This is a genomic window from Streptomyces sp. NPDC001135, assembly GCF_053598395.1.
This window is the reverse complement of record NZ_JBSFKD010000035.1, coordinates 1-12,329: the sequence shown is the minus strand read 5'-3', so window position 1 is coordinate 12,329 and position 12,329 is coordinate 1. Positions and strand designations below refer to the sequence as shown.

General features: G+C 74.5%; 2 protein-coding genes. Both read right to left on the bottom strand.

Annotated elements, in window-relative coordinates; translation table 11 throughout:
* Positions 1–17: 17 nt before the first annotated feature.
* Positions 18–10,880, bottom strand: a complete 10,863-nt coding sequence (locus ACWC94_RS33125) for an SDR family NAD(P)-dependent oxidoreductase (protein ID WP_450801001.1) — start codon at positions 10,878–10,880, stop codon at positions 18–20.
* 70 nt (positions 10,881–10,950) lie between these two features.
* A partial coding sequence (locus tag ACWC94_RS33120) for an SDR family NAD(P)-dependent oxidoreductase (protein WP_450801000.1) occupies positions 10,951–12,329 on the bottom strand: 1,379 nt, incomplete at its 5' end.

Sequence of the window (12,329 nt, the reverse complement as noted above, 5' to 3'; positions counted from 1 at the left end):
TTTGTGGCCTGCGCAGTTCAGGAGATGCCGAGTTCGTCGTCGAGGAGGTCGTACAGCTCCTCGTCGCTCGCCGAGCTGAGGTCGTCTTCGTCCTCGGCTCCGCCGGCGCCTCCCGGATCGGCCGGCTCGTTCCCGTTCCAGCGGGCGAGCAGCGCCTGGAGACGCATGTTGATCCTGGTTCGGGTGACGTTGTCGACTCCGTTCGCTCCGGCGCCGTCGAGGGCGGCGGCGAGGCGGTCGAGTTCGTCGTAGACCGGCGCCGTAGCGCCTGTGCCGCCGGGGAGGTCCTTCAGCACCCGCTGCGCGAGCGCCGCGGGCGTCGGGTGGTCGAAGACCAGCGTCGCGGGCAGCCGCAGGCCGGTGGCCCTGTTCATCCGGTTGCGGAGCTCCACCGCTGTCAGCGAGTCGAAGCCCAGGTCTCCGAAGGCCTGGTCGGGCTGGACGGCCTTGGCCGAGCCGTGTCCGAGGACGGCGGCGACCTCGGACCGGACGAGGTCGAGCACGGCCTCTTCCCGCTCGCTCTCGGGCAGGCCCGCGATCCGCTGTGCCAGCGGCACGGAAGCGGCCCGGTCGGTACGCCGCGGCCGGCCGCCGACGAGCGCCCTGAGCAGCGGTGGCACCGGGGCGGTCGCGTTCCGCAGGGCGGCGAGGTCCAGCCGTGCCGCCACCACGAGGGGCTCCTGCAGCGCGAGTGCGGCATCGAGGAGTTCCAGGCCGTCGTCGTCGGACAGCGGCAGCACGCCGCCGCGGGCGAGCCGGGTCCGGTCGGCGCCGCCGAGGTCCTCGGTCATGGTGCCGGTGCGCTGCCACAGGCCCCACGGCAGCGACACCGCGGGCAGCCCCTGGGCCCGGCGGAACGCGGCGAAGGCGTCCAGGAAGGCGTTGGCCGCGGCGTAGTTGGCCTGGCCGGGGGTGCCGAGCGTACCCGCGAGCGAGGAGAAGACCACGAACGCCGACACGTCGCCCGCAAGCTCGTGCAGGTGCAGCACCGCGTCGGCCTTGGGTCGCAGCACCGTCTCCAGCCGCTCCGGCGTGAGTGAGGCGATCACGCCGTCGTCGAGGACGCCGGCCGTGTGCACCACGGCCGTCACCGGTGTGCCGGACAGCACCTCGGCGAGGGCGTCCCGGTCGGCCACGTCGCAGGCGGCCCAGAGCACGTCGGCTCCCGCGGCGGTCAGTTCCGCCCGGAGTTCCGCGGCGCCCTCGGCGTCCGCGCCGCGCCGGCTCATCAGCAGCAGGCTGCGCACGCCGTGCTCGGCGACCAGGTGCCGGGCGACGAGCCCGCCCAGGGCGCCGGACGCGCCGGTCACGAGCACCGTGCCGGTCCCGAAGTCCGGGGTGGCCCGCGGGGCGTCGGCGGCGGCCCTGGCGAGCCGGGGCAGCAGGAGCGCGTCGCCGCGCAGCGCCGCCTGCGGTTCCCCGGAGGCGACGAGGCGGGGGACGGCCGCGGTCGCGACCCGCTCCGCGTCGGCGTTCGCGTCGGTGTCGAGGAGGACGATGCGGTCCGGGTTCTCCGACTGAGCCGACCGGACCAGGCCCCACACGGCCGCGTGCACCGGGTCGCCCGCTGCCGGGTCGTCCCCGCCGGCGACCGCTTCCCGGGTCACCAGCACCAGGCGGGCGGCCCGGTCCTCGGCCAGCCACCACTGCACCAGCCGGAGCACGTCGGCGAGGACGTCCCGGACCCGTGCGGCGTCGGCGCCCGATCCGGCCGGGCAGGGAACGACGACGGCGTCCGCGTCCGCCTGCGCCCCGGTGTCCGCCGCGGGGGCCGCGAAGAGGGCGGCGATGTCGTCGTAGGCCCGTACGACCGGGGCGTTCGCGTCGGCCGGGGCGGTGAGCGGTGCCCAGTCCACGGTGAACAGGGAGTCCCGGGAGCTCGTGCGCAGTTGCTCGGCCGACACCGGGCGCAGCGTCAGGGACTCCACCGACACGACGGGACGGCCCGTGCCGTCGGCGGCCTCCAGCCGTACGGTGTCCCCGCCGGCCTGGGAGAGCCGTACCCGCAGGCCGGCCGCTCCGGTTCCGTGCAGCGTGACGCGGGACCACGCGAAGGGCAGCAGGGGCCCGTCGGTGGCCGGTACGAGGCCGCCCGCGCCCAGCGCGTGCAGCGCGGAGTCGAGCAGGGCCGGGTGCACGCCGAACGCGTCCGCGTCCGCCTGCGTCTCGTCGGGGACGGCGAGTTCGGCGTAGACCGCGTCGTGGCCGCGCCAGGCGGCACGCAGGCCCTGGAAGAGGGGGCCGTAGCTCAGGCCGAGGTCCGTCAGGCGGTCGTAGAAGCCGTCCAGGTCCACCGGCTGGGCGTCGGCCGGGGGCCAGCTGCTCAGGTCGGTGCCCAAGGGGGCTGCGCCGGTGGCGAGGGCGCCGGTGGCGTTGCGGATCCAGGGGCCCTCCCCGGCTCGCGAGTGCACGCTCAGCGGGCGGCGGCCGGAGTCGTCCTCGCCGCCCACGAGGACCTGGAGCGCGACGCCGCCGTGCTCGGGCAGCACCAGCGGTGCCTGCAGGGTCAGCTCCTCGACCAGGTCACAGCCGGTCTCGGCCGCGGCGTGGGCGGCCAGTTCCACGAAGGCCGTGCCCGGCAGCAGCACCGTACCCAGCACCGCGTGGTCGGCCAGCCACGGCTGGGCCTGCAGGGACAGCAGTCCGGTCAGCAGGTGGCCACCGGCGTCCGGCAGTTCCACCGCCGCGCCCAGGAACGGGTGGTCGGCGGCGTCCAGTCCGGCCGCCCGGACGTCACCGGCCGGAGCACTCGCCTGAAGCCAGTACCGCTCGTGCTGGAACGCGTAGGTCGGGAGGTCGACGCGGCGCGCGCCGGGCAGGACGGCGTCCCAGTCGATGCCGACGCCGTGCGCGTGGACCTGGGCCAGCGACAGCATCAGCCGTTGGCGTCCGCCGTCACGGCGGCGCAGCGTCGGTACGACCGCGGCCTCCGCCTCGGCGGCCTCGATGGCGTCCTGGATGCCCGCCAACTGGACCGGGTGCGGGCTGACTTCGACGAACACGTCGTGCCCGTCGGCCAGAGCGGCCCGGATCGCGTCGTGGAACCGCACCGTCTGCCGCATGTTGCGGTACCAGTAGCCGGAGCCGAGCTCGTCCGCGTCCAGCTTCCCGCCCGTCACCGTGGAGTAGAAGGGCACGGAGCCGGGGAGCGGGCGGATGCCGGCGAACCCCTCACTCGCCTGCGCTTCGACGCGTTGGATCTGCGGCGAGTGCGCGGCGTAGTCGACGGCGACCCTGCGGGCCTGGACGCCCTCCCGTTTGCAGTGCGCGAGGAGTTCGTCCAGGGCGTCGGTGTCCCCGGAGACCACGACGGTGGAGGGTCCGTTCACGGCACCGATACCGAGGCGGCCGGCCCACCGGCCGATCAGTTCCTGTGCCTCCTCGTCCGGGAGCGTCACCGAGGCCATACCGCCGCGGCCCTGGAGTTCGCGCACCGCGAGGCTGCGCTGCGCCACGATGCGCGCCCCGTCCTCCAGACGGACCGCTTGGGCGATCACCGCCGCGGCGACCTCGCCCTGGGAGTGCCCGACGACCGCGTCGGGGGTCACACCGAAGGAGCGCCACACCCCGGCGAGGGCGACCGTCATCGCCCACAGCACGGGCTGCAGCACGTCGACCCGGTCCTGCTCGACATCGGACGTGCCGCGCAATACCGCGGTCAGCGACCAGTCCACGTGCGGCGCGAGGGCGCGCTCGCAGGCGTCGATCCGGTCGCGGAAGACCGGGGAGGTCTCCAGGAGTTCGGCGGCCATGCCGACCCACTGCGACCCCTGTCCGGGGAAGACGAAGACGGTCTTGCCGCCGGTGCGTGCGGTGCCGGTGACCACGCCGGGCGGCGTGGCGCCGCCGGCGACACCGGCCAGTTCCCGCCGGAACTCCTCGAGGGTCTGCCCGACCACCACGGCACGGTGTTCGAACGCCGCCCTGGTCGTGGCGAGCGAGTACGCCACGTCGGCCACCAGGGCCGCCTCGCCGTGGTCGTCCCTGTCGCTGCCGTTGTCGATGTCGTCCAGGGAGGACGCGAGGCGGGCGGCCTGGGCCCGCAGCGCTGCTTCGGTCCTGCCGGAGAGCACCCACGGCACGGCAGCGCCGGAGGCGGACGCCGGAGGCGGTTCCTCGGTCGCGGGGGCCTGTTCGATGATGGTGTGGGCGTTGGTGCCGCTGACGCCGAAGGACGACACGGCGGCGCGGCGGGGGCGGTCCGACTCGGGCCAGTCGACGGCCTCGGTCAGCAGCCGGACGTCTCCGGCCGACCAGTCCACGTGCGGTGTGGGTGCGTCGACGTGCAGGGTCTGCGGAAGGACGCCATGGCGCATGGCCATGACCATTTTGATCACCCCGGCGACGCCCGCGGCGGCCTGGGTGTGGCCGATGTTGGACTTCAGCGAGCCCAGCCACAGCGGCCGTCCTTCGGGCCGCTCCCGGCCGTACGTGGCGAGGAGGGCCTGCGCCTCGATCGGGTCTCCGAGCCGGGTGCCCGTGCCGTGGGCCTCGACGGCGTCCACGTCGGCCGGTGCGAGCCCGGCGGACGCCAGCGCCTGCCGGATCACCCGCTGCTGCGAGGGGCCGTTGGGCGCGGTCAGACCGTTGGAGGCGCCGTCCTGGTTCACCGCGCTCCCCCGCACCACGGCCAGCACGCGGTGGCCGTTGCGCTCGGCGTCGCTGAGCCGCTCCACCAGGAGCATGCCGACGCCTTCGCCCCAGCCCGTGCCGTCGGCACCGGCCGCGAACGCCTTGCACCGGCCGTCGGGCGACAGGCCGCGCTGCCGGCTGAACTCGACGAAGACCGTCGGGCTGGCCATGACCGTGACACCGCCGGCCAGCGCCATCGTGCACTCGCCGTTGCGCAGCGACTGCAGGGCCAGGTGCAGGGCGACGAGCGACGAGGAGCAGGCCGTGTCGACCGTGACCGCGGGGCCCTCCAGGCCGAAGGCGTAGGACACGCGCCCGGAGGCGACGCTGCCGGAGCCTCCGGTGGTGAGCAGGCCCTCGACGCCCTCGGGCAGTTCGCGCGGGCCCTGGCCGTAGTCGTGGTACATCAGGCCGGTGAAGACGCCGGTACGGCTGCCCCGGACTGTCGCCGGGTCGATCCCGGCGCGTTCGAACGCCTCCCAGGACGCCTCCAGCAGCAGCCGCTGCTGCGGGTCCATCGCCAGGGCCTCACGGGGGCTGATGCCGAAGAAGCCGGCGTCGAACTCGGCCGCCTCGTGCAGGAAGCCGCCGTCGCGCGCGTAGGTCTTGCCGAGGCGCTCGGGGTCGGGGTCGTAGAGCCCGTCGACGTCCCAGCCGCGGTCGTCCGGGAACCGGGAGATGCCGTCCCGGCCGGAGGCCACCAGCCGCCACAGGTCCTCCGGCGAGCGCACCCCGCCCGGGAGGCGGCAGCTCATGCCGACGATGGCGATCGGCTCGTCGGCGGCGGCAGCGGTCTGCCGCGCCGCCCCCCTGGCCGTGGCGGCCGGGGCCTCGCCGAGGAGTTCGGCGCCGATGTGCCGGGCGAGGGCGGCAGGGGTGGGGTGGTCGAAGACCAGGGTGGCGGGCAGGCGCAGGCCGGTGGCGGTGGACAGCCGGTTGCGCAGCTCCACGGCCGTCAGCGAGTCGAAGCCGAGGTCCTGGAAGGCGTGCGCGGGCTCGACGGCCCGGGGCGAGGAGTGCCCGAGTACGGCGGCGACCTCGGCCCGGACCAGTTCCAGGAGGGCGTCGTCGCGCTCGTCACCGGCCAGCCCGGCGAGACGTTCGGCCAGGGATCCGGTGGTGGCGCGCTGGGCGGTGCCACGGCGGGGGACGCGGACGAGTCCGCGCAGCAGGGCCGGTACGGTTCCTGCCGGCCGGTTGCGCAGGGCCGCGGTGTCCAGGCGGACCGGTACGAGCACGGGCTCGTCCGAGGTGAGCGCCGCGTCGAACAGCCGCAGGCCGTCCTCGGTGGACAGCGGCAGGACACCGGAGCGCGCCATCCGCGACCTGCCGGTCTCGTCCAGGGCGTCGGCCATGGCGCCCTCCTGCTCCCACAGGCCCCATGCCAGCGAGACGGTGGGCCGGCCCTGGGCGCGGCGGTTCCGGGCGAAGGCGTCGAGGAAGGCGTTGGCCGCGGCGTAGTTGCCCTGGCCGGGGTTGCCGAAGACGCCCGCGGCGGAGGAGAACAGCACGAACGTCGTGCCCTGGCCGGTGAGTTCGTCGAGATTGAGTACGGCGTCGGCCTTGGGCGCGAGGACGGCGCCCACGCGCTCCGGGGTCAGCGCGGCGATCACGCCGTCGTCGAGCAGGCCGGCGGTGTGCACGACGGAGTCGACCGGGGTGGCGGCCAGCAGCCGGGCGAGGGCGTCACGGTCGGCGAGGTCGCAGGCGGCCCACGTCGCTTCGGCGCCGAGCGCCGTGAGTTCGGCTTTCAGCTCCGCGGCGCCGGGGGCGTCCGCGCCACGGCGGCTGACGAGCAGCAGCCGGCGCACTCCGTGTCCGGTCACCAGGTGACGGGCAAGGGTTCCGCCCAGCGCGCCGGAGGCGCCGGTGAGCAGCACGGTCCCGAGGCGGGAGGCAGCGCCGTCGGCGGGGGCGGAAGCGGTGCCCTCGGTGAGGGCGGAAGCGGTCGCTTCGGGGAGAGCAGAAGCGGTCGCTTCGGTGAGGACGGTGGCCGCCGCGTCCGCAGGATCGGGAGCCGCGCCCTCGGCAAGACCAGAGGCAGCGCCCCCGGCGACGGCCGTGGCCGCAGCGTCCGCGGGATCGGTGGCCGCGTCCTGCGTTGCCGGGGAGGTGGCGCGGGTCAGGCGCGGTGTGGTGATCTCCCCTGCGCGGACGACGACGTGGGGCTCGCCGGACAGCACGACGCCGGGCACCAGCGCGGCCGTCTCGTCCGGGCGGTCGGTTTCGAGCAGCACGATCCGGCCGGGGTTCTCCGCCTGGGCCGAGCGCACCAGTCCGCCCGCCGCGGCGTGCGCGAGGTCGTCGCAGCGCGCCACCAGCACGAGGCGCGACGTCCGGTCCTCGGCGAACCAGCGCTGCACCAGCCGCAGCACCTCGGTGGTGACCGCACGGACCCGCTCGGCCTGGGTGGCCCCTTCGGGGCCGTCGGGGCACGGGACCACGACCACGTCCGGCTGCGGCGACCCGTCGGGCTCAGCCAGTGTGGCGATGTCCGGGACGTACGCGACCGCCGTCCCGTCCGCGTCGTCGGAGAGCAGGTCGTCGGAGGGAAGGGTCAGCGGCGCCCGCTCGACAGTGAACATCGCGTCACCGGAGCGCCCGCGGAGCTGCTCGGCCGACATCGGGCGCAGTGTCAGCAACTCGACGGACGCCACCGGCTCGCCGGCGCCGTCGGCGACCAGCAGGGACACCGCGTCGGTACCGGCCGGCGCCAGCGCGACCCGTACGGTGGACGCGCCCGTGGCGCGTACGGACACCCCGGACCAGGCGAACGGCAGGAGCGGCCCGTCCGCCTCGGCCACGAGGGAGCCGTCCGCACTGCCCGCACCGATCGCGTGCAGCGCCGCGTCCAGCAGCGCCGGGTGCAGGAGGAAGGAACCGGTGTCCGTGCCGTCGGGGAGTGCGACCTCCGCGAAGACTTCCCGGCCCGCGCGCCAGGCGTTGCGCAGTCCGCGGAACGCCGGTCCGTAGGCCAGGCCGAGGGCGGCCAGCCGGTCGTAGAGGCCGTCGAGGTCGACCGGCTCGGAGCCCGCCGGCGGCCACGCCGTGAGTGCCCGGCCGGCGGCTGCGGCGCCCGTCTCTTCGGTCCCTTCGGTGACGAAGCCGGTGGCGTGGCGGACCCAGGGCAGGTCGGCGTCGTCCTCGGGGCGTGAGTGCACGGTCAGCGGCCTGCGGCCCGTGCCGTCGGCCGCGCCGACCCACACCTGGACCGCGACGCCGCCCCGCTCGGGCACCACCAGGGGCGCTTCGAGGGTGAGGTCCTCCAGCAGTGCGCAGCCGGCTTCGTCGGCGGCCCGCACGGCCAGTTCGACGAACGCGGTGCCCGGCAGCAGCACGGTTCCGAGCACGGCGTGGTCGCTCAGCCACGGGTGCGTGCGCAGGGACAACCGGCCGGTCAGCAGCCGCTCGTCGCCACCGGCCAGGGAGACGGCGGCGCCCAGCAGCGGGTGGTCGGCCGAGCCCAGGCCGGCGGCGCGGACGTCACCGGGAGCGGCCGGTGAGGCGTCGAGCCAGTAGCGCTCGTACTGGAAGGCGTAAGTGGGCAGCTCGACGCGGCGGGCGCCGGGGAAGAAGGCGTGCCAGTCCGGGGAGACGCCGTGTGCGTGCAGTTCGGAGACGGCGGCGACGAGTGCGGCCCGCTCGGGGCGGTCGGCGCGCAGGGCGGGCACGGTGACGATGTCCGTGGCGTCGTCGAAGCAGCCCTGGGCGAGGGCGCTCAGTACGCCGCCCGGGCCGATCTCGACGAACGTGGTCACGCCGAGGTCGTGGAGAGTCCGGATGCCGTCGGCGAAGCGGACCGCTTCGCGGACGTGCCGGACCCAGTACTCGGGGGTGTAGGGCTCGGCCGGGCGGCCGGTGAGGTTGGAGACGACTGGAATGTGCGGCTTCTCGAAGGCCAGCCCGCTGACGACCTGCGCGAACTCCTCCAGCATGGGGTCCATCAGCGGCGAGTGGAACGCGTGACTGACCTTCAGACGGGACGTCTTACGCCCCTGCTCCCGGAAGGCCTCGCCGATGGCGACGACCGCGTCCTCGGCTCCGGAGACCACGACGGACCGGGGCCCGTTGACCGCCGCGATACCGACGCCCTCGGTGAGATGCGCCAGCACCTCGTCCTCGCTCGCCTGGACCGCCACCATCGCCCCGCCCGCAGGCAGGGCCTGCATCAGCGCGGCACGCGCGGACACCAGCTTCGCCGCATCCTCCAGCGACAACACACCCGCCACATGCGCGGCAGCGATCTCACCCACCGAGTGACCGGCCACGTAGTCCGGGCGGATCCCCCACGTTTCCAGGAGCCGGAACAGCGCCACCTCGACCGCGAAGAGGGCGGGCTGGGCGGCGCCCGTGCGGTGCGGTTCTTCCGAGTCGACGTCGACCGCGGCGTCGAGGTACGCGCGGACCTCGTCGTATGCGGCGGCGAACGCCGGGTAGCACGCGTACAACTCGCGTCCCATGCCCAGGCGTTGCGATCCCTGGCCGGAGAAGAGGAACCCGACGCGCCCGCCGGTGCCCGAGAGGCCGCGCGCGACGCCCGGGGCCGGGGAGCCGGAGGCCACGGCCCGCAGCCCCTCGGCGAGTTCCGCCGGCGTCTCGCCCTGGACCACCGCGCGGTGGTCCAGGGCCGTGCGGGTCGTGGCGAGCGAGAACGCCACGTCGAGCGGGGGGACTTCGGCGTCCGCGAGGGGCAGCAGGCGTTCGGCCTGTGCGCGCAGGGCCTCCTGGGTCTTGCCGGAGATCACCCACGGCACCGGTCCGCCCTCGGCCGGGCGCGCGACCCGCGGGGCGACGGCCTCGGTGCGCTCCGCGCCTTCCTCCGGCGCCTCCGGGGCCTCGGTGTCCCGTGTGAACGCTTCGGCCGACGGGGCTTCCTCGATGATGGTGTGCGCGTTGGTGCCGCTGATCCCGAAGGAGGAGATGCCGGCCCGGCGCGGCTGGTCCGACGCCGGCCAGGGCGTGCGCTCGGTGAGCAGCCGTACGGCGCCCGCCGACCAGTCGACGTGCGGGGACGGCGCGTCGACGTGCAGCGTGCGCGGCAGTTCGCCGTGGCGCAGGGCCATGACCATCTTGATGATGCCCGCCACACCGGCCGCGGCCTGGGTGTGGCCGATGTTGGACTTGATCGAGCCCAGCCACAGCGGTTTGTCGTCGGTACGGCCCTGCCCGTACGTCGCGAGGAGCGCCTGCGCCTCGATCGGGTCGCCGAGCCGGGTGCCCGTGCCGTGCGCCTCCACCGCGTCGACCTGCGCGGTGGTGAGCTGGGCCGCGGCCAGGGCCTGGCGGATCACCCGCTGCTGGGAGGGGCCGTTGGGGGCGGTCAGGCCGTTGGACGCGCCGTCCTGGTTGACGGCGGAGCCCCGGACGACCGCGAGGACCTCGTGTCCGTTGCGGCGGGCGTCCGAGAGGCGTTCCACCAGCAGCAGGCCGGCGCCCTCGCCCCAGCCGGTGCCGTCGGCGCCGGCCGCGAACGCCTTGCAGCGGCCGTCGGGCGCCAGCCCGCGCTGGCGGCTGAAGCCGACGAAGGTGGCGGGGCCGACCATCGCGGTGACACCGCCCGCCACGGCCAGCGAGCACTCGCCGTTGCGCAGCGACTGGACGGCCAGGTGCAGGGCCACCAGGGACGACGAGCAGGCCGTGTCGACCGTGACGGCCGGGCCTTCGAGGCCGAAGGTGTAGGCCACCCGGCCGGAGGCGACACTGCCCGAGGTACCCGTTCCGAGGTAACCCTCCAGGTCCTGGGGGGAGTTCTGGAGGGTGGCGAGGAACTCGTGGTTCATCACGCCGGTGAACACGCCGGTCCTGCTGCCCGCCAGCGAGGCGGCATCGATGCCGGCCCGCTCGAAGAGCTCCCACGACGTCTCCAGCAGCAGCCGCTGCTGGGGGTCCATGGCGAGGGCCTCGCGGGGCGAGATACCGAAGAGGCCGGCGTCGAACCGCGCCAGGTCGCGCAGGAACGCGCCTTCGCGGGCGTAGCTGGTCCCCCGGGACTCCGGGTCCGGGTCGTAGAGCGCGTCCAGGTCCCAGCCGCGGTCGGCGGGGAACTCCGATACGGCGTCGCGGCCGTCTGTGACCAACTCCCACAGATCCTCGGGGGAGTCGACCCCTCCCGGGTAGCGGCAGCTCATCCCGATGATGGCCACCGGTTCCCCGGCGGCGTCCTCGTAGTCACGAAGGCGCCGCCGGGTCTCCTGGAGATCTGCGGTGACGCGCTTCAGGAAATAGCGGAGCTTGTCCTCGTTCGCCACCGAAATCGTCCCTCACCCCTGCGATGACTTACCGGATTTCGGCAAGGGCTCACCGGGACGCGCCGGAGCGTCAGGAAATCCCGAATTCCTTGCCGAGCAGATCGAATACTTCGTCGTCCGTGGCCGATTCCAGATCACTGCCGCCCATTCCACGGCTTTCCGACGCCGGGGCCTTGCCGGATTCACCGGCAATCGCCAATACGGCCTGGAGCTTTGACAGGATCCGGTCGCGAGCTTCACTCTCTGACAACTTCGTGACCAATTCTTGTTCGACCCTGTCCAGATCGGCAAGTAGGGAATCCACTAGGGCCGGTTCACCCGCTCCCACCGTCTCCGTGAGCACATGACGGGCCAGGAGAGCGGGTGTCGGGTGGTCGAAGACCAGCGTCGCGGGGAGCCGCAGACCGGTGGCCCTGTTCAGGCCGTTGCGCAGTTCGACGGCCGTGAGGGAGTCGAAGCCCAGGTCCCCGAAGGCCTGTTCCGGCCGGACCGCACGGTCCGACGCGTACCCCAGGACCGCGGCCACCTCGGCCCGGACCAGGTCCAGTACGGTCTTCTCGCGCTCGGACTCCGGCAGCCCCTCCAGGCGCTCGGCCAGCGAGGACGCGGAGGGAGCGGCGGCGGCCTGCGCGGTCCTGCGGGCGGCCGTGGCCGGCACGAGGGCGCGCAGCACCGGCGGTACGTCACCGGCGCGCAGCGCGCCGGTGTCGATGCGCACCGGGGCGAGTACCGCCTCGTCCGCAGCCAGTGCCGCGTCGAACAGCCGCAGCCCCTCCTCCGGGGGCAGCGGCAGCACTCCGCTGCGCGCCATCCGCGCCCGGTCGGCCTCGGCGAGGCCGTCCGTCATCGCACCGGGCTGCTCCCACACACCCCATGCCAGCGATGTGGCGGGCAGTCCCGCACGGCGCCGGTGCGCCGAGAAGGCGTCGAGGAAGGAATTCGCCGCCGCGTAGCTCGCCTGACCGGCGCTGCCGACGATGCCGGCGACGGACGAGAACACCACGAAGGCGGCCAGGCCCATGTCCCGGGTGCACTCGTGCAGGTTCAGCACGGCGTCCACCTTGGGGCGGAAGACCTCCCTCATTTTCTCCGGTGTGACCGAGGCGATCACCCCGTCGTCGAGAACACCCGCGGTGTGTACGACGGCCGACAGCGCATGCTCGCCGAGCCCGTCCAGCATTCCGGCGACGGCCTCCCTGTCCGCGACGTCGCAGGCGGCCCAGGTGACCTCGGCACCCCATGCGGTGAGTTCGGCCTCCAGCTCGACCGCACCAGGTGCGTCCGCGCCCCTGCGGCTCGCCAGCAGGAGCCGGCGCACCTTGTGCTCGGACACCAGGTGCCGTGCGACGAGTGTGCCCAGCGCCCCGGAGGCACCGGTCACGAGGACGGTGCCGGTGCCGAAGTCCGGGGTGCCGGTGGCGGTCCCGGTGGCCTTCACCAGGCGCGGGA